General features: G+C 33.8%; 15 protein-coding genes and 1 pseudogene. 8 read left to right on the top strand and 8 right to left on the bottom strand.

All coding sequences use genetic code 11. The annotated features are described in order from the left end of the window. Positions 1–5 precede the first annotated feature (5 nt). Positions 6–3,317, bottom strand: coding sequence for an Ig-like domain-containing protein (locus FN795_RS14115; RefSeq protein ID WP_142451190.1), 3,312 nt, complete (start codon positions 3,315–3,317; stop codon positions 6–8). A gap of 137 nt (positions 3,318–3,454) precedes the next feature. Here FN795_RS14115 and FN795_RS14110 point away from each other — a divergent pair, with 137 nt between their 5' ends. Together FN795_RS14110 and FN795_RS14105 are read left to right on the top strand one after the other, a co-directional pair. Next, positions 3,455–5,656, top strand: a complete 2,202-nt coding sequence (locus FN795_RS14110) for a B12-binding domain-containing radical SAM protein (protein WP_142451189.1) — start codon at positions 3,455–3,457, stop codon at positions 5,654–5,656. Between the two features lie 44 nt (positions 5,657–5,700). Beyond that, positions 5,701–6,015 (top strand): annotated as a pseudogene (locus tag FN795_RS14105) (GIY-YIG nuclease family protein). 171 nt (positions 6,016–6,186) lie between these two features. Here the strand turns inward: FN795_RS14105 and FN795_RS14100 are convergent. From FN795_RS14100 to FN795_RS14090, 3 genes are all read right to left on the bottom strand, one after another. Then, on the bottom strand, positions 6,187–6,951 hold the full coding sequence (locus FN795_RS14100; RefSeq protein ID WP_142451188.1) for an MBL fold metallo-hydrolase: 765 nt from the start codon (positions 6,949–6,951) through the stop codon (positions 6,187–6,189). 105 nt (positions 6,952–7,056) lie between these two features. Beyond that, positions 7,057–7,743 (bottom strand): response regulator transcription factor, encoded by a 687-nt coding sequence (locus FN795_RS14095; protein WP_142451187.1) that lies wholly within the window; start codon positions 7,741–7,743, stop codon positions 7,057–7,059. Next, positions 7,740–9,002: a sensor histidine kinase gene (locus FN795_RS14090; protein WP_142451186.1), complete on the bottom strand. Its 1,263-nt coding sequence runs from the start codon at positions 9,000–9,002 to the stop codon at positions 7,740–7,742. Before FN795_RS14090 ends, FN795_RS14095 begins: the two co-directional genes overlap by 4 nt. 165 nt (positions 9,003–9,167) lie before the next feature. On the opposite strand from FN795_RS14090, the gene FN795_RS14085 reads away from it, so the two are divergent. Next, complete coding sequence (locus FN795_RS14085; protein WP_142451185.1) at positions 9,168–9,581, top strand: DUF1573 domain-containing protein; 414 nt, start codon at positions 9,168–9,170, stop codon at positions 9,579–9,581. Between the two features lie 157 nt (positions 9,582–9,738). Then, on the top strand, positions 9,739–11,316 hold the full coding sequence (locus FN795_RS14080) for a L,D-transpeptidase family protein (protein ID WP_142451184.1): 1,578 nt from the start codon (positions 9,739–9,741) through the stop codon (positions 11,314–11,316). A gap of 38 nt (positions 11,317–11,354) precedes the next feature. On the opposite strand, the gene FN795_RS14075 is transcribed toward FN795_RS14080, so the two are convergent. Then, entirely contained in the window at positions 11,355–11,864 is a 510-nt protein-coding gene (locus FN795_RS14075) for a C40 family peptidase (protein ID WP_142451183.1), read from the bottom strand. A gap of 207 nt (positions 11,865–12,071) precedes the next feature. Between FN795_RS14075 and FN795_RS14070 the strand changes: the two genes are divergently transcribed. From FN795_RS14070 to FN795_RS14055, 4 genes are all read left to right on the top strand, one after another. Continuing rightward, entirely contained in the window at positions 12,072–13,166 is a 1,095-nt protein-coding gene (locus tag FN795_RS14070; RefSeq protein WP_142451182.1) for an SGNH/GDSL hydrolase family protein, read from the top strand. Then, positions 13,156–14,538 (top strand): sialate O-acetylesterase, encoded by a 1,383-nt coding sequence (locus tag FN795_RS14065; RefSeq protein ID WP_142451181.1) that lies wholly within the window; start codon positions 13,156–13,158, stop codon positions 14,536–14,538. The genes FN795_RS14070 and FN795_RS14065 overlap by 11 nt, the downstream gene beginning before the upstream one ends. A gap of 344 nt (positions 14,539–14,882) precedes the next feature. Beyond that, positions 14,883–17,177 carry a beta-glucosidase BglX gene (gene bglX, locus FN795_RS14060; protein ID WP_142451180.1) on the top strand — a complete coding sequence of 765 codons (2,295 nt, stop codon included), beginning with the start codon at positions 14,883–14,885 and terminating at the stop codon, positions 17,175–17,177. 134 nt (positions 17,178–17,311) lie between these two features. Next, positions 17,312–18,268, top strand: a complete 957-nt coding sequence (locus tag FN795_RS14055; protein WP_142451179.1) for an aldo/keto reductase — start codon at positions 17,312–17,314, stop codon at positions 18,266–18,268. Positions 18,269–18,333: 65 nt separating this feature from the next. Here FN795_RS14055 and FN795_RS14050 read toward each other — a convergent pair whose 3' ends face one another. The 3 genes from FN795_RS14050 to FN795_RS14040 form a co-directional block, all read right to left on the bottom strand. Then, positions 18,334–20,316, bottom strand: a complete 1,983-nt coding sequence (locus tag FN795_RS14050) for a glycoside hydrolase family 97 protein (RefSeq protein WP_142451178.1) — start codon at positions 20,314–20,316, stop codon at positions 18,334–18,336. A 101-nt stretch (positions 20,317–20,417) separates the two neighbouring features. Beyond that, positions 20,418–21,977 (bottom strand): glycoside hydrolase family 28 protein, encoded by a 1,560-nt coding sequence (locus tag FN795_RS14045; RefSeq protein ID WP_142451177.1) that lies wholly within the window; start codon positions 21,975–21,977, stop codon positions 20,418–20,420. After that, positions 21,977–23,302, bottom strand: a complete 1,326-nt coding sequence (locus tag FN795_RS14040) for a glycoside hydrolase 5 family protein (protein ID WP_244289984.1) — start codon at positions 23,300–23,302, stop codon at positions 21,977–21,979. Before FN795_RS14040 ends, FN795_RS14045 begins: the two co-directional genes overlap by 1 nt. Between the last annotated feature and the right edge of the window lie 75 nt (positions 23,303–23,377).

Genomic DNA, 23,377 nt, shown 5'->3' with positions numbered 1-23,377 from the left:
TAATGTTACCTCTTTAGGCTAAAATGTCCTTTGAATTCTTTGCCATTTAATCTCGTTACAATAAACCAATAATCTGATGCCGGTTGTTGCTGTCCGAGATAATTCCCATCCCAAAAGCCGTTGTTGTTTAGCTCTTTAATGAATTTTCCGTATCGGTTAAATATTTTGATTCCTGTGTTTGGCGCTAAGTATTCGAAATCTATTGTCCAATAATCATTATATCCGTCACCATTTGGGGTAAAGAATTTAGGAAAGGGAAGTTCCTCAACTAAATTAATACAATTGCCAGCAGTTGCTTCAAGAATATTAATTGCAACTGAAATTCTTTCACTTTCACAATTGTTTATAGTTTCTGAAGCATAATATGTAATTCCATTTTCAAGTAAAGTTGATTCAGACAAACTTATTGTCGAAGTTGGGCTTTCAAACCATTTTATGTTTTCTCCGGAAATATTGATGTCGCTGATTTTTGCTTTTTGCTGAATACAGAATGTTTGTGGCGAATCGGCAATTGGATTTTGAGTATCCTGAATTTTTACGATAACAGCAAATCTTTCACTTTCGCAATTGTTTAATGTTTGGGTCGCGTAGTAAATTTTATTTTGTAATAAAGTCGTATTTGGTAAAATAGTTCCATTTGTTGCCAAATCGTACCATTTTATGTTTGTTCCAGTAACAGCGAGATTTGCAATTGTTGCGTTTTCATCAATGCAAAAAAGTTGGCTGTTATTTCCAGTAGGCAATGTCGTATCATAAACATGAACTAAAACAGGAGTTCTGTCACTTTCACATCCAACAGTCTGCGATGCATAATAAGTTCTATTGTTTTCTAGCAAAGTTGTGCTTGGCAAAGTTGAGGCAGACATTGCTGTATCAAACCATTTTATATTTTGTCCTGAAATTTGAATAGTATTTAGCGTTGCATTTTCATTTTTGCAGAATGATTGAGTAGCATTTGCTGTTGGTGCAGAAGGTGTATTTACAACCGAAACAGTTATTCCAAATCTCGGTCCTTCGCAATTATTTATAGTTTGTGAAGCATAATACGTTTTTCCGTTTACAAGATTTGTAGTTCCGGTTAATAGAGAGCCGTTTGTTAAAGCGTCATACCATTTTACTGAAGTTCCGGTGATTTGGATACTGGAGATTGTTGGATTTTGATTTGTACAAAAAGACTGATTTGCGTTTGCTGCTGGCGCTAAAGTGTTTTGAATTGTAATAGCAAAAGGAATTCGTTCGCTTTCGCAACCGTTTAAGGTTTGTGAAGCGTAATAAGTTATACCATTTTGAAGAGCCGTTGTCGTTGGTAAAAGCGTTCCGGCCGTCAAAGCGTCATACCATTTTATATTTTGGCCTGTAACATTGATATTGCTTAGAGTTGCATTTTGCTGAATACAAAATTGCTGATCCTTAATTCCGGTTGGCGAAGGATTGTCATAGATTCTAACCAAAACAGGAGTTCTGTCGCTTTCACATCCGACAGTTTGTGAAGCATAGTACGTTTTGTTATCTTCTAATAGAGTTGTATTAGGTAAAATATTTCCGTTTGTTGCCAAATCATACCATTTTATATTTTGTCCAGACATTTGAATATTGTCTAATGTTGGATTCTCTTTTTTGCAAAAGGATGAATTAATTATCGTTGGCATTAATGGTTTTGAAACAACATGAACTAAAACAGCAAGACGTTCTGTACTTTCGGGACAATTTTCACTTTGCTGAGTTGCGTAATAGGTTTGACCATCAACAAGCGGATCGGTTTTTAAAAGTGGAGTTGTCGAGTTTAAAGAACTGTACCATTTTATATTAGCTGAATTTGGGAGAAGATTCGCAATTGTATTGCTCGCGGCACAAAAATATTGATTTTCATCACCATTTGGTTTTGAGCTTTGGCAAGACCCAAGTTTTAAAACAAAACCATCTCGGTTTATTGTTCCAGCATTTACAGTTCCTAAAGTGTGTTGTTGTGTTAATGACGGGTCAAAATCACAAGTCCACATAAAATCACCAACGATGTAATTATCATCGCCCAAAAGCTTTATTCTTTTCATTTGAAACAAATAACAGTTGTTGTAAGGGCTTAACTGTGGCTGTTCATGACCTAATTTAAAAGCATCTACAAAGTTTTTGTTTGCATCGAGTTTTAAATAAAATCCTTCGCCATAGTCGCTAATTGAAGTTAAGGTTAAATTACTATTCAGCGGATCAAAATTAACTTTGTCTTTAAAACTTCCAACAAAAATAAAATTTCCTTTATTGTCTTCGGCAAGTGAATAAAATTGAATATTGCCATTAGTAGGTTTTGTGTATTTTTTTACTGTCTGAAAATTTCCTTCTAAATCTAAAAATATGATAAAATGGTTATTGAAAACATTTACAGTCGAAGTTGGAGACGGGTCAACATCAACAATCGCACTAATGTCATTTTTATGGTTTACTAGTACTATATTATTTTTAGTAACGCTGAAGGTATCAGTTCCCTGATCAATAAAATCCTTTTTCCACATAATTGAATTATCTGCAGAATTGATTTTATATAAACTCTCTCCATTTAATAAATTTAAATTTCCATCTTCTCTTACAATAACTTTAGAGTAACCAATACTTCCGCTAGGATTATCAAAAGCCTTAATCCATTCAAATTTTCCTGAATTTGAAATTTTAAGAATAAAATTGTCAATGCCGGTTGCGGTTAGATTTACTGAAGGATTTGAGGGGTCAAGAATTATGCTGCCAATAAAATATCCCGTAACGAAAATATTATTTTGATTATCAATATCAAAAGAATAAGGATTTATACTAGCGCCGCCGCTAAAATTTCTTGGTATTTTTTGTGTTGAAATTAAATCTCCATTTGGTTTTAATTTCATTATTGTTATAAAACTATCAATGATATTTTGAGAAGTGTTAAGTTCTGAAATAGTAGCAAAAAGATTCAAATTACCGTCCTTGTCTATTTTCATTCCGTATGTATACTCACCACCTCTTTTGTAATTGCCTAACATTTTTCCCCATAAATAATTTCCATCTTTATCAAGTTTTATTAAGTATAAGCTTCTAAAGTTTTGTATATGAGAATTATTTATAATTTCAACACCAGAAACAGTAGGGTCAAGATCGAATAAAAAAGATTCAGTTTCACCAAAGACATAAGTATTGCCATCCTGATCTAATTCCATTTCGTTTGCAAAATCACTATAATCATATGTGATTCCTTTTATTTGTCTTACCCATTTGAAATTTTGTGCTTGGACTGTAGCTGAAAAAAGAAGAATAAAAAGGATAAAAAAACGAAATAAAGTGCTTTTGTTTTGCATGTAGACAAATTAGTTTGGTAGACAAATGTAATTAATTATCTACAAAACCAAGTCAAAAAATCAAAACGACATTCAACAAAATCTTTTCCTGAAAAAGTCCTTAATAACCCGTATTTTTGCAGAAAAATAATTCCCTTTTGAAAACGAAACTTTTTGTAATTACACCTCCATTTACGCAACTGAATACTCCGTATCCGGCGACGGCGTATATAAAAGGTTTTTTAAACACCAAAAATATTGAATCCGCTCAGGCAGATTTAGGTATTGATGTGATTTTGGAATTATTTTCAAAAAAAGGGCTTTTGGATTTGTTTCAAGTTTCAAGTTTCAGGTTTCAAGTTAACTCTGAAATCTCAGATAATTCAAAAAGAATTTTTGCTCTTCAAGATGAATATGTAAAAACAATTGATCCTGTAATTCAATTTCTGCAAGGGAAAAATCCAACATTGGCTCTTCAAATTTGCCAGGAAGATTTTCTTCCGGAAGCTTCTCGTTTTGCACAGTTAGAAGAACTCGATTGGGCTTTTGGAACAATGGGAACGCAGGATAAAGCAAAACATTTGGCGACTTTATATCTTGAAGATATTTCTGATTTTATTGTTGAATGTGTCGACGATAATTTTGGCTTCAGCCGATATGCCGAACGTTTAGGCCGAAGCGCCAATTCGTTTGATGAATTATACGAAGCACTTCAGCAGCAACCAACTTATATTGATTCGATTTTAATTTCACTTTTGAAAACTAAAATCGAAACCATAAAACCAACATTTTTTTTAATTTCAGTTCCTTTTCCGGGAAATTTATATAGTGCTTTTCGATGTGCACAATGGGTCAAACAAAATCATCCGGAAATTAAGATTTCAATGGGTGGCGGTTTCCCAAATACAGAATTACGTTCGCTTTCAGATAAACGTGTTTTTGAGTTTTTTGATTTCATTACTTTAGATGACGGTGAAGTTCCAATTGAAGAGTTAATTTTCAATTTAGAAAACCCAAATTCCAATTCTTTTAAAAGAACATTTTTGTTAGAAAATGGAGAAGTAGTTTACAAAAACAATTCTTTAAAACACGATTATAAACAGTCACAAGTTGGAACGCCAGATTATTCAGATTTGCCTTTGGATAAATACATTTCGGTTATCGAAATCGTAAATCCAATGCATAGAATGTGGAGCGACGGACGCTGGAATAAACTCACAATGGCGCATGGTTGTTATTGGGGGAAATGTACTTTCTGTGATATTTCTTTAGATTACATAAAAGTGTATGAACCAGTTGCCGCAAGCTTGCTTTGCGATCGAATGGAGGAATTAATAGAACAAACAGGGCAAAACGGATTCCATTTTGTTGATGAAGCTGCTCCGCCCGCATTAATGCGTGCTGTGGCGCTTGAAATCTTGAAACGAAAATTAGCTGTAACCTGGTGGACAAATATTCGGTTTGAAAAAAGTTTTTCAAAAGATTTATGTTTATTATTGAAAGCTTCCGGTTGTATTGCCGTTTCTGGTGGCTTAGAAGTTGCATCAGATCGATTACTGAAATTAATCGATAAAGGCGTTACCGTTGAACAAGTTGCAAAAGTTACGCGAAATTTTACCGAAGCCGGAATTATGGTGCATGCCTATTTGATGTACGGATATCCGACACAAACAATTCAGGAAACGGTTGACAGCTTAGAAATGGTTCGTCAATTATTTGAAGCAGGAGTTTTGCAATCTGGATTTTGGCATCAGTTTGCACTTACGGCGCATAGTCCAGTTGGGTTATATCCGGAGAAATTTGGCGTGACTAAAAAAACAGAAACAATTGGAACTTTTGCTAATAATGATATTGATTACACAGATTCAACAGGAATCAATCACGATAAATTTAGTTTCGGATTAAAGAAATCACTTTTTAATTTTATGCACGGAATCTGTTTTGATTACGAACTACAGGATTGGTTCGATTTTAAAATTCCAAAAACAAAAATCCATCCCGATTTTATTTTTAATGCTTTAGAAGAGCAAAATGATTTCAATACAAAACCAAATGCAAAAGTAGTTTGGCTTGGAGGAAAACCATCAGCAGAAATTTTCACAAAGTCCAAAAAAGGCAAAAGTTGGGAAATGATGTCGCTGACTTTTCATGATAAAAAAGAAAGCTTTGCCATTCAAACCAGCAAAGATGAAGGCGAATGGCTACTTTCTATTTTGAGAAATATTTCAGTTTCAGCTACTAAAAATTATACTTTTCAAGAAGTGAAAAATGATTTCGAAACGCAATTGGAAGATTTTGAATTGTTTTGGTATTCAAAACCAATAAATACGTTGAGGGAATTTGGGTTGTTAGTTTTGTGATTTTAGGAATTTTCTTATTTTTATTGAAATTTGAAATTCTCTTTATGCATTATCAAGATGGCTATCATACTTATTATATTTATATTTTAACGAATAAAGCAAAAACTGTTTTCTACACAGGAGTTACCAATAATTTAAGGAAAAGATTAAGTTAGCATCAAGACAACATTTTATCAAAAAATAAAACATTTGCTTCACAGTATAATGTTCAATTTTTGTTGTTTTATGAAAAATTTACTTGGATTCAAGAAGCAATTGCTAGAGAGAAGGAAATTAAAGGTTGGGATAGAAGCAAAAAACTTGAATTAATAAAAACAATTAATCCGGAACTTTATTTTTTGAATTCTTTATTTGAATAGAATTGCGGAGTTTCTTGTGGAGATTCCTCGTTCCTCGGAATGACAAACTAGACGGAAAATCCTTCATTGAAGTTGTTATTTAAAAAGTATACACTCAAAGTATGTCATTCCGAGGAACGAGGAATCTCCGTAAGTAGCTCGACAAAGATTTGAAGAGGTGTAGAAAAAAAATCAATATTCCACAAAAGTCCCGTCACTAGGAATAGCCGTTTTAGATAAAAGATCATTTTCTAAAAGCGCTTTTTTTAATTCTTCGCGTCTTGTGGGACAATGATTTAAAGCTTCAAGATGATTAGCAAAAACTTTTGCTGGCGCAAGTGCTGTAAATTTTAAAATGTCGTTCATTTGCATTAATAAAGGTTGTCCGATATCTAATCGTGCAGTTCCGCAGGCAACGGTTGCAATATCGGGTTTAAGTTCGATTAATGCTTTTTGAACATCATCAGTAAAAATGGTGTCAGAACTTATATAGATAGATTTTTCATCGGCAAGTTCAATATAAAATCCCATTACATTGCCCATAAGTTTAGCAATGAATCCGTAACCGTGAAGCGCCGGAATCCCAATGATTTTTCCATCAAGAAAAGGCTGAGGTTCCCAGTAATTAAGCGTCTGAACAATATTCAAACCTCTTTTTGAGAGTTCTTTTTCATCTTTTGCACTGCAAATAACAGCAATGCTTTTTCGTCTTAAAAAAACTTCTCCGGCTTTGTCAATATGATCAGGATGTAAATGCGTAATTAAGCAATGCGTCACTTTACTCAAAATTTCCCGACTGTTTTTTGGCAAAGCAACAAGCGGATTTCTTTTTGGTTTGTAACGAAAAATAGTAAATGGAGCAATTGTTTTTCTTTTCCCCAACATTGGGTCAACCAGAATTACATGCTTTTCGGTTTCAATTACTAAGGTCGCATTTCGCAAATGATGTATTTTCATATCTGACAAAATTAGAACTTAAAAATACAAAGATTTTTTAAAATCCATTTACAGATTTTTCTTTATTTTTAGCAGAATTGTTACGATTTATTCGAAGAAAAAGAATTATTCAACTGAAAAACGAAAACCAATTCCGTGTAGGTTTTCAATCGAGATTCCTTTTTCACCAGTTAAAATCTTACGAAGTCTGGAAATAAAAACGTCAAGGCTTCTTCCCATAAAATAATCGTCGGTTCCCCAGAGTGCGGTCAAAATTTGTTCTCTTTTTAAAACTAGATTTTTGTTGTCCAGAAAGAGTTTTAGCAATTCGGCTTCGCGCTGCGTCAGGCTGATTTTTTCACTTTCATTAAAAAGAATAAAATTATTGATGTCAAAATGATATTTTCCGATTTCATAAACCGATTTTTCTAACGGAATATTTTTCTGCGAACGCTTTAAAAAAATCTCAATTTTCAAAATCAATTCCTCAATACTGAAAGGCTTTACCAAATAATCATCGGCACCTAAACGAAGTCCTTTGATTCGATCTTCTTTTAAAGTTTTGGCCGAAAGAAAAATAATTGGAATGTCAGTATTTAATTTTCTGATTTCTGTAGCCAAATCAAAACCATCCATTTTTGGCATCATAATATCAAAAATGCAAATATCAAACTTTTCCTTTTTAAAAGTCTGAAGCCCCGATTCTCCATCGCAGCAATGCACAACTTCATAATTGCTTTGTTCCAAATTATCTTTGGTTAAAAAAGCTAGAGTTTCATCATCTTCTGTATAAAGTATTTTGAACTGTTTCATTTTTTATAAGGAATGGACAAAGTTATTGTAACGCCTTTTTCTGAATTGTTTTCGGCTTTTATTTTCCAGTTTTGAAGGTTGCATATTTCTTTTACATAATACAAGCCGAGACCAAAACCGTTTACTTCATTGCTTTTTTCGTTTTTTACGCGATAAAATTTATCAAATATAAAAGAAATGTTTTTAACCGGAATTCCGATTCCATTATCAATAAAAGCCAATTTTAAAGTTTGATTATGCGAAGTTATCTGAACCAGAATATCTGGTTTGTCAGTACAGTATTTTATAGCATTGTCTAATAAATTGTAAATCAAATTATGGAAATGAAAAACATCAGTTTCAATTTTATATTCTGCCGATGCCGATTCAATTCTAACATTGGCTTCCGGATATTTTAATCGAATGTTTTCAATCGTTTCTTCAATAATAGGAACAATTAAAACGGTTTCTTTTTTTATTTCCAAAGGCACATAATCTGATTTGGCAATGTTGAGAATCTTCTCAATATGATTGTTCAGTTTATGACTCTGTTTGATGATAATATCAGTATAAGTATGCAGCTTTTTGTCTTCCTTAATCGGATTTTGTTCGATTAGATATTTCGAAGCAATCAAAATAGAAGATAAAGGCGTTTTAAATTCGTGCGTCATATTGTTGATAAAATCCCTTTGCAGTTCTGAGTATTTTTTTTGCTGTAAAAGCTTAAAAATAGAATACACATAAATGAGCAAAATCAGAATAAGCGCAGTCGAAAGCACAAACCAAAAACGCATAGAACTAAACAAATAAGTAGTTTCATTTGGGAAACGAACGGCAAAATAATAAACCAGATTTTTATGTTTAGGAAAATATACGGTTTTGTTTTGTTTTCCTTTTTTAGACAAAGAAACATAATCGCCGTAAACCATTTCATCGCTTTGGCAATTGTACATAGCGTACTCAAAATCGGTCGTAATATTCATTTTTTTGAATTCCGATTTCAAATAGAATTCCAAAATATCGGGTTCAAAATCATTCTCTATGTTGACAATATAATAATCGTTCGAAATTTTTTGAACAGGATTTTGGCAAGAATGTTCGTGATCAGTTCCTTCATATAATTTTCGGGAAACTTCAAGCAAGGCAATATGAGCTTTTTGGCTCAGTTTTTTTTGTTCTAATGTAAATGCCTCTTTTGTCCAAAGCAATTGCGCTACCAATATGCTAATAATGGCAATTAATCCGAGGAGGATAATACTATTAAGTCTGTTTATTTTCAAGAAAAATGGCTTTTTAAAAGTGTAATATTAATCAAATTTATGCTTAAAAACACCCCTTAACAAGTCGTTAACAAAGATTTGAGACCGGTTAACAGCGATTTGAATTTATCTGAAATACTTTTGAAATAGAAATTTAGAACAATAAACCATTAAAAATATTTAACTATGAAAATGATTAAAATCTCCATGTTAGTTTTGGCATTAGGCTTAATGTCTTTCTCTGCAGTTGCGCCTGTAAAATCGTTAACTTCTAAAACAGAAAAATTTGAAACAGCTTCAACAATTGTTTGGAAAGCTGAAACAATAGATGTTGGACAAATTCCTCAGGGTACTCCAAAAGCTATCGTTTATGAATTCAAAAATACCGGAAAAACAGCTGTAGTAATTACAAATGTTCAAGGTTCTTGCGGTTGTACAGCAACAGATTATACAAAAGAGCCAATTCAGCCAGGAAAAACAGCTAAAGTTACTGCAACTTATAATGCAGCGAACAAAGGCGGTTTTACAAAAACGGTAACTGTTACAACTAGTGCCGAGACGACTCCTAAAGTTCTTACTTTAAAAGGAACTGTTATCTAATAGAATTTTAATAGGTTGGTTATATCGAAAGCCCCAAATATGTTGCGTATTTGGGGCTTTTTTTTTATTTGTTTGGATGCTAGTGATTTATCGAAAATTTCATTTTAGAAAAGTTTGTATTTATTAAAACTTTCCTATTTTTATTAAAAATTGTATTATGAAAATTTGGTATCAGTTTATTGCCGTTATAAGCCTTTTTATTGTTGTTTCATGTAATTCGAAAGGGGATAAAAAAGAAGAAAATCAAGTAAAAGTCAAAGCAGAGCTACCGGAACTCAGACTGTCAATAGATAGTACAAAAATTGCTGCATTTTATACTGCATATCCCAAACTTGACAAATTTCAGGATGAGGTTCAGGCTTTATATAAAAAAAATAAATCGACTCAATTGTGGCAAGACAATAAAGGAATTGATGAGTTTGCACATACTTTATTCAATAAATATAAAGGTCTTGATGAAGAAGGACTAAAAGCCAATTTTCCATATAAAGAAATCAATGCTGTTTTTGAAAGCAACAACGATAATAAACTTTCAAAAGAAAGTACAGACTTAATGATTTCTAATCTGTATTTCTATTATGCCGAAAAAGTATATTCTGGTGTTGACGAAAAAACTAGTATTTCGCTTGAATGGCTTTTGCCAAGAAAAAAACTGAATTACCGTGCCCTGACGGATTCTATTTTTCAAAAATCAACGATCAATGATGATCATAAGAGCAAAATGTTCAGCCAGTATTATAAACTGCGCGATGTTTTAAAACAATATCGTGATATTGAAAAAAAAGGAGGCTGGAAAACAATTGAAACTGAAGAAGAGTTTAAAAACTTGAAATTAGGTGATTCATCTGCAATTGTAACTCAAATTAGAGAAAGGCTTTTTGTTACAAAAGATATTAAAGAAGATAGTAAAAGTGCGGTTTGCGATACGGTTTTGATTAATGCAATGAAAACGTATGAATTGCGTCATGGCTATACACCAAAAAACACTATTCTGAAAGAACATATTGAGGATTTGAATATTCCGGTTTCTGACCGAATTAAAACAATTATTGTAAATATGGAACGTTGCAGATGGATTGATCCTGAGTTGGAAAAAGGGAAAAAATACATTGAAGTCAATATTCCTGAATTTAGATTGTATATAATTGAGGATGGAAAAATCGCTTTTATTTCGCCAGTTGTGGTTGGAAAAGCGATGACAAAAACGGTTATTTTCAGCGGAATGATGAATAATATTGTTTTTAGTCCGTATTGGAATGTTCCAACAAGTATTATCAATTCGGAGATTAAACCCGGAATGGCAAAGGATAAAAATTATTTGCAAAAGAAAAATCTGGAATGGAATAACGGCGCTGTTCGTCAACTTCCAGGGAAAAATAATTCACTTGGTTTAGTGAAGTTTTTATTTCCAAATTCAAGTAATATCTACTTGCATGATACACCTGCAAAAAGTTTGTTTGAAAGAGAAAGCAGAGCTTTTAGTCATGGTTGTGTTCGTGTCGCAAAACCTCGCGAACTGGCTATAGAATTGTTGAAAAATGATCCGCAATGGACACCAGCAAGAATTGACAAAGCGATGCATGCCGGAAAAGAAAGCTGGTGCACATTGAAAAAGAAAGTTCCTGTTTATATTGGCTATTTTACTGCTTGGGTGGACCGAAAAGGAAATCTAAATTTTTATAAAGACATTTATCAAAGAGATGAAAGCCTGATTAAATTATTGACTGAAGAATAAAAAATTTTGCTACCAATTCGTGTAATTTGCAGCAAAAACTATTTTGTCAAAACGTCAATGCATTTGTAAAAACGATTGGTATAATGTTCGGTATCTAATGAGGTGATGGTAACGCATTGTGCCTTTCCTGACGATGCGTGAATAAATTTTGACTTCATTCCATTCGCCTCGCAAATAATGCCCAGATGCCCTATAATTGTTTTGTCTTTGTACCCGTAAAAAACTAAAATATCGCCCACTTTAAATTCTTCAGGATTTAATTTTGTTCCAATGTTTTTGTATTCGCCAGAACTTCTTGGTAAAGTCACTCCATAGTTTTTGAAAACATAATTAACAAAACCAGAGCAATCAAAACCTTTTTTTGGATCATTGCCTGCATATACATAAGGAGTTCCTAAATATTTTTTAGCATAAGCAACAATTGAATCTCGATCAGCTTGATTCTTATTTGTTTCAAAATGAACATGGATTTGCTTTTCTTTTTCTTTATTTTTAAAAGAAGAAAATAGAATAACAAACAATAAAAATATATATAAGGATGATTTCATTTTCAGAAAATAATTAATTTATAAAAGTAGACTGTTCTTTTCTGAATTCAAAGGGAACAATAGAATTTGTAAGATTTTATAATTAGAATTTGAAATCTGATGTGTTTATGTGGTGTTTTTTTATTACGTTTTGACATTTTAGTATCTTTTTGAATCACGGGATTCAAATATATTTGTGAATCCTATTTATATTTTAACAAATAACTTATGTTTCTCAAAAAAATATCTTTTTTATTTGTGTTTTTGCAGATTGCAACCGTTTGTGTTTCGCAAATCCAAAATCAAAATAAAACTTTTCTATACGAAGGTCGAATCGAAAAACTTCAAAACGATAATGTTGTTTTAATTGGAACTGCTTCTTCGGTTTCTTTTAATTTTGAAGGAAACGAATGTTCGATTAAACTTCAAAGCGTTGATTCTTATGAACATCATAATTATGTTGCATTAGTTTTAGATGGAAAGTATCTTGGGAAAATTAAAATTGAAAAAGGAGATGCACAGTCTTTTCCAGTCAAAATTACTTCGAATAAAAAAGAACACAGATTAGAGATTTATAAAAATACCGAAGCACACACCGGAGGTGTTTTATTTGCAGGAACAACCGCAAAACTGACTACAATTTCCTTTAAAAAGAAAAAGAAAATAGAATTTATTGGTGATTCTATTACATGCGCCGCCGCTAGCGATTCTGTTGATTGTGATAAAGGAGAATATATGGATCATCATAACGGTTATTATGCTTATGGCCCAACGCTTTCGAGAACTATTGGTGTTGATTATTTGAATAGTTCTGTATCAGGAATTGGGATGTACAGAAACTGGAATGATGAAAACAAAGACGAAGCAATAATGCCGGATGTGTATCAAAATTTATATTTGACAAAAGACAATTCAAAACCTAAATATGATTTTGCTTTTCAACCCAATATTATCAGTATTGCTTTGGGAACAAATGATTTTTCTGGCGGAGATGGCAAAAAAGAAAGACTTCCTTTTAATGCTGAAAAGTATGTTTCGAATTACATTAATTTTATAAAAATGCTTTATGAGCATAATCCAAAAGCGCAGATTGTAATTACAAACAGTCCAATGGTTAATGGTGAAAAAGCAGTTGTTTTTGAAGATTGTCTAAATAAAGTCAAAAATGCTTTTGCAAATGATAAAGCGCACAAATCAATTTTGATTTTCAAATTCAAACCAATGAAACCGAATGGCTGTCTAGGTCATCCTGACGTTGCAGATCAAAAAGTGATGGCAGATCAATATGCCCCGTTTTTAAAAAAGCTATTAAATGAAAAATAATATATTTAAGTTTGTTTTCTTTTTGTTGATTTCCAGTACAATGATGGCAAACGTTTCCCTTCCGAATATTTTTGGCGACAATATGGTTTTACAGCGTAACTCTGAAGTTAAGGTTTGGGGTTGGGCAAATCCAAAAGAAGAAATCAAATTGGTTTCAAGTTGGAACAATCAGGAATACAAAACCGTTGCTAATAATCAGGCGAAATGGGAGCTTCATATAAAAACTCCAGAAGCGGGCGGACCTTTTACAGTTTCAATAAAAGGATATAATGAAGTTGTTTTAAAAAATATTTTAATTGGTGAAGTCTGGGTTTGTTCCGGGCAATCGAATATGGAAATGTCAGTAAGTTGGGGAATTGACAATGGAGAAGAAGAAATGAAAAACGCAACGAATGCAAATATTCGGTTTTTTACTGTTCCAAAGTTAACTGCAACTTCACCACAAAATAATTTACTTGGAAACTGGGTCGAATCGACACCGGAAACTATGAAATACTTCAGCGCAATTGGTTACTTTTTTGCCAAACGCTTGCGCGAAGATTTGAAAAATGTTCCAATAGGATTAATTTCATCCAATTGGGGAGGAACTCCTGCAGAAATATGGATGCCGGAAGAAGTCGTTAATAACGATGCTGTTTTATTAGAAAATGCTAAAAAACTAAACGAACAGGAATACGGTCCAAGACAACCAGGACGGGCGTATAATGCAATGATTTATCCTTTTGTCGGATTTAAAATTGCCGGAACGCTTTGGTATCAGGGTGAATCGAATGTTGGTTCATTGGTTTATGATAAAACTTTGTCGGCTTTAATTACTTCTTGGAGAAAAGCTTGGAACGACGATTTCCCTTTTTATTTCGTTCAGATTGCGCCATTTAAAACAGGAAGCAATAATTTTTCGAATGTAACCGTTCGAAATTCACAACGAAAACTTTTAAATGAAGTCTCAAAAACCGGAATGGTTTTGACTTCTGATATTTCAGATACGATTGATATTCATCCAAAGAATAAAAAGGAGGTCGGAATTCGTTTGGCTAATTTGGCGCTTGCCGAAGTTTACAAAACCAATTCTAATTTGGTTAATGGGCCGCTTTTTAAAGACTTTAAAATTGAGAAAAATAAAGTTACGGTTTCATTTGATTATGCTGACGGATTATATTTCAAAAATAAAGTTTCGAGTCAATTTGAGTTGGCTGGATCCGATGGCGCTTTCTTTTCTGCTGAAGTTTTAATAAAAAACAACCAAGTGATTTTGACGAGCAAAAAAGTTCCTAAACCTGAGAAGGTAAGGTTTGCGTGGGGAAATACAATACAATCTGATTTGTTTAATAAAGCAAATTTACCAGCTTCTTGTTTTACGACAGAATTTTAGATTTTAGTCTTTGTCATTTCGACTGAAAGGAGAAATCATACTCGGGATTTGACAAAGATGAGACATTCGGTGAGGAGTTTCTTGTGGAGATTTGCTTCGCCTGTTCGCTATCGCTCGGGTCTCCTTCGTCGAAATGACAAAACTGTGTGTTGGAAAATAAGAGACTAAAAAAATATTTTGAAACCGTTCGCGTGAGGGATAGAAGTGGAAAGCCCACAGCCTGACGAAGGAAGTGCGAGGACTTGAAACGGATAGCCCGACCCGCCTTTTTCGGCGGGACACGCCCAAAATAAACTTAGCATCTTAGTGCCTTAGAACCTTAGCATCTTAAAAAAAAACTAACCATGAAAAATAAAAAAATAATAATTATTGGGGTTTTGTCCCTGTTTACCGTTGGAAATATGAATGCACAAAAAAAGCCGTATCTGGATAAAAATAAAACTATTGAACAACGTATAGATTTGCTTTTGCCTTTAATGACTTTGGAGGAGAAAGTCGGGCAGATGAACCAATACAACGGTTTTTGGGATGTGACGGGACCAGCACCAAAAGGAGGAACGGCCGAATTAAAATACGAACATTTAAGAAAAGGATTAGTTGGTTCGATGCTGACGGTTCGTGGTGTGAAGGAAGTTCGTGCGGTGCAGAAAATTGCGGTTGAAGAAACTCGTTTGGGAATTCCGTTGATTATTGGTTTTGACGTAATACATGGTTATAAAACGTTAAGTCCGATTCCGCTGGCAGAAGCGGCGAGTTGGGATTTGGAAGCGATTAAAAAATCGGCGGCGATTGCGGCTGATGAAGCGTCAGCTTCTGGAATTAACTGGACTTTTGGACCAAATGTCGATGTTGCGAATGACGCGCGCTGGGGACGTGTGATGGAAGGTGCGGGAGAAGATCCGTATTTGGGAAGCAAAGTTGGTTATGCGAGAGTAAAAGGTTTTCAGGGAGAAACGGTTGCTGATTTAGCTAAAGTAAATACGATTGCTGCCTGTGCGAAACATTTTGCGGCGTATGGTTATGTTGAAGCTGGATTGGAATATAATATTGTGGATATTAGTAATTCTAAATTGTACAATTCGGTTTTGCCACCGTTTGAATCTACTGTAGAAGCTGGAGTTCGTACGTTTATGAATTCGTTTAATACTTTGAATGGTGTTCCTGCAACAGGAAATGCCTTTTTACAAAGAGATATTTTAAAAGGGAAATGGAAGTTTGACGGATTTGTGATTTCGGATTATGCTTCTATTCGCGAAATGATTGCGCATGGTTATGCAAAAGATGAAGCTGATGCAACGGCAAAAGCTGTAATTGCGGGTTCTGATATGGATATGGAATCGTATTTGTACGTAGCAAAATTGGTTGATTTGGTTAAGTCTGGAAAAGTAAAAGAAGCTTTGGTTGATGATGCTGTTAGACGAATATTACGCGTGAAATTTGAGTTAGGATTGTTTGACGATCCGTACAGATATTGTGATGAAAAACGCGAAAAAGAAGTTGTTGGAAGTAAAGCCAATAATGACGGCGTTTTGGACATGGCGAAGAAATCTATTGTTTTATTGAAGAACGAGAAGAATTTGCTTCCGCTGAAAAAATCGGGGCAAAAAATTGCTTTGATTGGCGCTTTGGCAAATGATAAAAATAGTCCGCTGGGAAGCTGGAGAATCGCGGCTGATGATAATACGGCGGTTTCGGTTTTAGAAGGAATGCAGCAATATAAAGACAATCAATTGGTTTTTGAAAAAGGAGCTGACCTATTGAAACAAAAAGCAACTTTCTTAACGGAAACGGTTTTCAACACAACAGATAAAAGCGGTTTTGAAGCAGCAAAAACAGCAGCAAAAAATGCTGATGTTGTCGTTATGGTTTTAGGAGAATATGGTTTTCAAAGTGGCGAGGGAAGAAGTAGAACTGATTTGAATCTACCTGGTTTGCAACAAGAATTATTAGAAGAAATTTATAAAGTAAACCCAAATGTGGTTTTGGTTTTAAATAACGGTCGTCCGTTGAGTATTCCGTGGGCAGCAGAAAATGTTCCGGCAATTGTTGAGGCTTGGCATTTAGGAACTCAGACAGGAAATGCAGTGGCGCAGGTTCTTTACGGAGATTATAATCCGAGTGGAAAACTGCCAATGTCGTTTCCAAGAAATGTTGGTCAGGTTCCGATTTATTATAATAAATACAGCACAGGAAGACCAACAGACAGTGATAAAAATGTTTTCTGGTCACATTATATGGATGTGGAGAAAACGCCTCAATTTCCGTTTGGTTTTGGTTTGAGTTATACCAAATTTGATTATAAAAACCTGAAATTGAATAAAACCGCTTTTGCAAAAGGAGAAAAAGTTCAAGTAAGTGTTGAGGTTACAAATTCGGGAAATTATGACGGAAAAGAAGTTGTTCAGTTATATATCCATGATGAATTTGCAAGTATAGTTCGTCCGATAAAAGAATTAAAAGGTTTTGAATTGGTAAACCTGAAAAAAGGTGAAACGAAAACAGTTTCTTTTACTTTATCGGATAAAGAATTAGGCTTTTATGATAATGAAGGAAAGTATTTAGTTGAACCGGGAACTTTTAAAATAATGGTTGGAGGAAGTTCTGATAAAGGTTTGCAAGACGGTTTTGAATTGAAATAAAATTAAATTGTAAAAATATTTCTCCCGCAGATTTTGCAAATTCGGCTGATTTTTTTATCTCCTGAATCTGCAAAATCTGCGGGAGTTTTTTTGTATTTTTAAAACCTATTAAACTTCCAACTTAAATTAAAATAATGAAATATAACAGATGCGGAAAAAGCGGGTTATTATTACCTGAAATTTCCTTAGGATTATGGCACAACTTCGGATCAGTAGATAATTTTGATAATGCCGAAAGTATCGCTGTAGAAGCTTTTGATAAAGGAATTACTCACTATGATTTAGCTAATAATTACGGACCTGTTCCGGGTTCTGCGGAAACTAATTTTGGTAAAATTCTTTGGCATAATTTTCAGGGAAATTTGCGTGATGAAATTATTATTTCGACTAAAGCGGGTTACACAATGTGGGATGGACCATACGGCGACTGGGGTTCTCGTAAATATTTATTATCAAGTTTAGACCAGAGTTTAAAGCGAATGAAAGTCGATTATGTCGATATTTTTTATTCGCATCGCCCGGATCCTGAAACTCCGATTGAAGAAACAATGATGGCTTTAGATTACGCTGTAAGAAGTGGAAAAGCTTTGTATGTTGGAATAAGCAATTATTCTGCAGAACAAACTCGTGTTGCGGTTGATGTTTTAAAACAATTAGGAACTCCCTGTTTGATTCACCAGGCGAAATATTCAATGTTACAACGCTGGGTTGAAGATGGTTTGCTTGATGTTTTAGAAGAAAAAGGAGTAGGCTGTATTGCTTTTTCGCCTTTGGCACAAGGACTTTTGACAGATAAATATCTAAACGGAATTCCGGAAAACTCAAGAGCGCATAATCCAAACGGGCATTTGAAAGAAGATGAGGTGACGCAGGAACGCATTCAGAAATTAATTCAGCTGAATGAAATTGCCCAAAATAGAAATCAATCTTTGGCACAAATGGCTTTGGCTTGGCTGCAAAAAGACAAACGAATTACATCGGTTTTAATTGGTGCAAGTTCGGTTAAACAATTGTGTAATAATATTGATTGTCTGCAAAATACGGAGTTTTCACATGATGAATTGAATGCGATTGAGAAGATATTGTCGTAATACTTGTGAAATGTAATTTGTCAGAAGTAAAATGATATAAAAATGGGACAATTTATCCCATTTTTTTATTTTATAATCATTGCCAATCCTCCACCATTTGCCAAATGATATTTTAATTTCGTAGTAGAATCAACAGTTATAATTTCTTTTTTATAATCAACTGCTGCTTTATCAGCATTTAAGCCATCGGAGAAAATCTCAGCTTGGAATTTTTTGCCTTTTTCAAGAAAAGAAAAATCAATTGTAATCTCTCTTGAATCCCAGTTTGTAATGGCACCTAAATACCAAATATTGTCTTTTTTTCGGGCAATTGAAACATATTTTCCAACTTCGCCGTCTAAAGCGATTGTCTCATCAAAAACTGTCGGAACTTTAGCAATAAAATCAGTGCTTTCTTGTTCCTTCATATAAGCTGTTGGACTATCTGCCATCATTTGCAAAGGTGCTTCAAAAATCGTGTAAAGTGCGAGTTGATGACATCTTGTTCCCTGACTCATCGGGTTAGAATGACTTGGTTTGAATTCACTTTTTGTCGCATTACGCATTGCGCCGGGTGTGTAATCCATCGGGCCTGCCATCATTCTGATAAACGGAATGGTACAATCATATAAAGGAACATCATCATTTGGAGTCCATTTATTGTTTTCTAAACCTTTAACGCCTTCAAAATTTAGGATATTGGGGAAAGTTCTCTGAATTCCGGTTGGTTTGTACATGCCGTGAAAATCCAAAAGCAATTTATGATTTGCTGCTTTTTGAGCAATATCATAAACCGAATTTACCGTTTTTGCGTCGTCACGATCGATAAAATCAACTTTGAAACCTTTTATGCCAAGTTTTGCATAATTGTTAAAAACGCCATCAATATTGTCATGCAAAGCCATCCATGAAGCCCACAAAATAATGCCGACGTTTCGTTCTTTCGCGTAAGCAATTAAAGCTTCTAAATCTACATTTGGGTTGTGTTTCATGATATCGGTCTCAACACTCCAGCCTTCGTCTAAAACTATATATTCAACTTTGTTTTTTGATGCAAAATCGATGTAATATTTATAAGTCTGTGTATTGATTCCCGCCTTGAAATCGACGTTGTAAATGTTCCAGTCATTCCACCAATCCCACGCTACTTTTCCCGGTTTTATCCACGAAATATCTTTGATTTTTGAAGGTTCCGATAATTTTTGAACCATATCGTTATTGGCTAAAGCAGCGTCATTTTCAGAAATAACAATCGCTCTCCAAGGAAAAGTTCTTGTTCCTTTGGTTTTAACCAAAAAATCGGTTCTTTCGGTAATTAATTTGTTGAGGTAATTAAATCCGCCATTGCTTTCTTGGTTTGGATATTTAGAAAAACGAGATTCAAAACCTGTTTTATTTTTATTATTGGTTACAAATAATCCTGGATAATCTTCAAGGTTTGCTTCTAGAAAAACGGCTTTTTTATGGTTTTTATAATCAATTAAAAAGGGTAAAAACGCCAAAGTATCTTTAGCGAATTTGCTTATTTTTTTGTTTTCGTAATGCGATTCAAACGAAGAAATAAATTGATCTTTCGGATTTCTTAAATCTCTTACATACGGCATTAAGGTGTTATAATCTTTATCAAAATTTAAAACAACTTCTTCTGATTTTACGGTAATGTTTTTTTTCTTTTTTGTGATGAATCGATATGAAGCGCCATCATCAAAAACTCGAAATTCAATACTGAAATCATTTTTGAAGTTTAAAATCAGCTCATTGTATTTGTTTTCAACGGATTTCTTTTTGTAAAACGGAGTTTCAAATGAAGTATTAATAGTTTCCTTTTTCGAATTTAAAACAACAGCATTTTTTCCTAAAATCTCATTTTCATCCAAAGTCATTGACATTGGAGAAGAATTCAAAATCAAATCTTTTTCATGCGAAATTGTCCACGTGATTTTATCATTCACAGAAACCGTAACCTGGATTTTTCCGTTTGGAGAATTAACGTTGAAATCCTGTTTCTTTTGTGCAAAAGAAAAATTTATACAAAGTATTACGCAAAAAAGATAAAGTGATTTTTTCATTTTTTATTGTTTGGGTTGAAATTTGCTCGCAAAGTCGCAAAGTCAAATTTCTCAAAAGTCTTTCTTAGAAAAAAACTTTGCGACTCCGCGACTTTACGAGATTAATTTTTAACGTTAACCAATTTAGTAACTAATTTTTTATCAACGTTTAAAGTTGCTTTTGTACCATTTTCCAATAAAACAGGAACTGCATTTTTATTAATTGGCGATCCAGTTCCTGTAAAATTTATAATTCGTAAATTATTAAAATTATTGATTTCGATTCCGTTTGTAAAATACGGCATTCTGGTTTTTGTCCATGTCAATTTAAAATCTTCAATCGTTAATCCGTCAACGTATTGACCATAAATTCCGGGAATATCACGCTGGAAAAGCTGTTGTTTTTCATCCAGACAACCGCGAAGATCAATATTTCCACCAGCAACGTCGTTTAATTTGCTGTCGATAAAATCGAAAGTTACATTTTTGAAATTGATGTTCTGCAAAACGCTTTCTTCAGAACCATAAACTAAAATTCCGTTTTCAGCTTTGCAGTTTATATTGCTGAAAGTTACGTTTTTGATAATCCCTAATTTTTCGGTTTCTGTTCCGGCAACTTTCACTTTTCCACGAACAGCCGAAATATGAATTGGTTCTCCATTTCCCCACCAATCCCCGGTTCTGAGTTTCGTTTCGATGTTTACGTTCGATACATTTATATTTTCAAGAGAACCTTGATCTCTCAAAAAGATTCCAATTCCGCGTGTCGAATTCGTAATATTACAATTCGATATATTGATATTTCGAACCGAATTATGATCAAAATATCCAATTCGGATCGCGCTCGAAGCCGATTGAAGATTGCAGTTTACAATATTGATATTTTCTGAAGAATGTCGTAAATTTTTGAATCCAGGAACTTCAAAATGCGAGGCATAACCCACAACAATAATGGCATCGTCACCCGTGCGAATATCACAATTACTGATTGTTATATTATTTCCAGAGGTAATATCAATTCCGTCTGCATTTGGTGTCAACATATTTGTCCAAAGTCGAATTCCGTCAATTAAAACACTATCGCAATCTGCCATTAAAATAGTCCAAAAAGTAGAATTCGAAATAAAAACATCTTTTATTGTAATTCTTTTGCATTTGCTAAAAATCAATGTTTGATACGGTCTTTCTTTTGGAACAATTGGTCCGTCGCCAATTCCGCCATCAATTACTTTTCTGAAATTTTCTTTTTGACGAGTTCCTGAAGTTCCGCCCCATTCAATTTTTTTAGCTTTAGTAGCATCAAAAAAAACTGCTCCATTTGCATCAATATTTCCGCTTCCGGAGATCGTAATGTTTTCTGAGTTTTCAGTAAAAAACATTCCATAATGGACACCATTTACAGGTGTGTAGTCATTTAAATCAGCGCTTCCTTTCAAAATTGCACCATTTTCAAGATGCAGATTTACATTGCTTTTTAAATTCAAAGTTCCTGTCATAAAGACTCCGGTAGGAACCAAAACTATTCCGCCGCCGTTTTTAAAACAAGTATCGATTGTGTTTTGAATTGCTTTCGTATTTATGGTTTTACCATCTCCGATAGCTCCATATTTTGTAATGTCAAATGTTTCAGCATTCGCAGAAAAACAAAAAAATAAAATAATCAATGCAAAGATGGTTTTCATTATTTTTTGAATTTCGAATTATACTTTTTCACAATTTCCAAAGTCGATTTATCTGAAGAAAAAACCGAATTCAAACCTTGTGGTTCCTGCGGCGGATCAGTTGTTAAAGGATCTCCGGGACTCCATTTTCCAGATTCGTTAACCGCTTTTCCTTCGCCACCAAATCCCCAGAAATTTGCTCCTTGCAAAGCGCCGCTGTTTTTAACGCTTTCAGCAACTCGGCCAAAAATATAATTGTAAAAAATATCTCTGTTTGTAATCGATGCTGTTGGTAACAAACTTTCGTTTTCTCTTCCTAAACCAAATTCTTCAATAATAATTGGGCGCTTTAAATTATTTGCGACAGTAACATGTTTGTCAATATATTTTCCAGCATTTTCAAGTGTTGTTGGTAGAGTTTTCTCAGCATTATCAGCTTTAAACCAACCCCAGTTTTTCGGCCAAATGTGCATAGTCAAATAATCAATATTCGGATTTTGATGAGTTCGCTCAAAAATTCCTATATCATCATTAGAACTGTTCAATCCTTCAGAACCTGTTGAAATTAAATGATTTTTGTCTAAACTGTCCATTAAATTGACAATGTTGTTTAACCAAACCGTAAATTTCGTCTCGTTTTCTGGTGTAAAAGTCCTCGGTTCATTCCCAACCTGCCACGCCATAATTGTATTATCTTCAGTATATTTTTTATGAGAGTACGAATTTGTTCTTCCCATAATAAACTTCACATGATTTTCTAAAGCTTGCATACAAGGTTCACAACTGTGAAATTGCTCAGTATAAGCCATAAACTGAGGCCACGTATTTGGTACAATTCCCGGAACCGGAACTGGACCTTTGCCGTTCCACTCCAAATATTGCGACATTCCGCCAGACCATTCCCAGTTGTTTGTTAGGTACAAAACGGCATACATTTTACGTTTACGCATTTCATTTATAAGAAAATCTAGTCCGTCAAGTAAATCTTCGTCATATTTTCCTTGTTCGTATTGCAAAGCCGGGCGAACGGTAAAATCATATTTTCCGCCATCGCCACCAACTAAAATTCTAAGATTATCAATGCCGTTTTTCTGCATTAAATCCAATTCGCGAAGTAATCTTTTTCTATCTCCAACTTTTTTAGAAGCCAATAAACTTCCGTACCAATAATTGGTTCCAATGTAAGAATAGGGTTTGTCACCTTTATAAAATTGCGTTCCTTTTACTGTAATTCTTTCCTGCGCCTGACAAACGATTGCAGAGAATATTATTGCAAAAGAAAGTGTTTTTAAAAATCTGTTTTTCATATGATATTTTTTAGGAGCTAATCCTGCTATCTGTTTCAATCTTTTATTTTTTAAAGAAAAAAATAAAAGGATTTCCACTTCTATCAGGGCTAAAACAATCCGTTATTCTAGACA

It is taken from the genome of Flavobacterium resistens (assembly GCF_900182645.1).
Lineage (GTDB): Bacteria > Bacteroidota > Bacteroidia > Flavobacteriales > Flavobacteriaceae > Flavobacterium > Flavobacterium resistens.
This window is presented reverse-complemented; position numbering and strand designations above follow the sequence as displayed.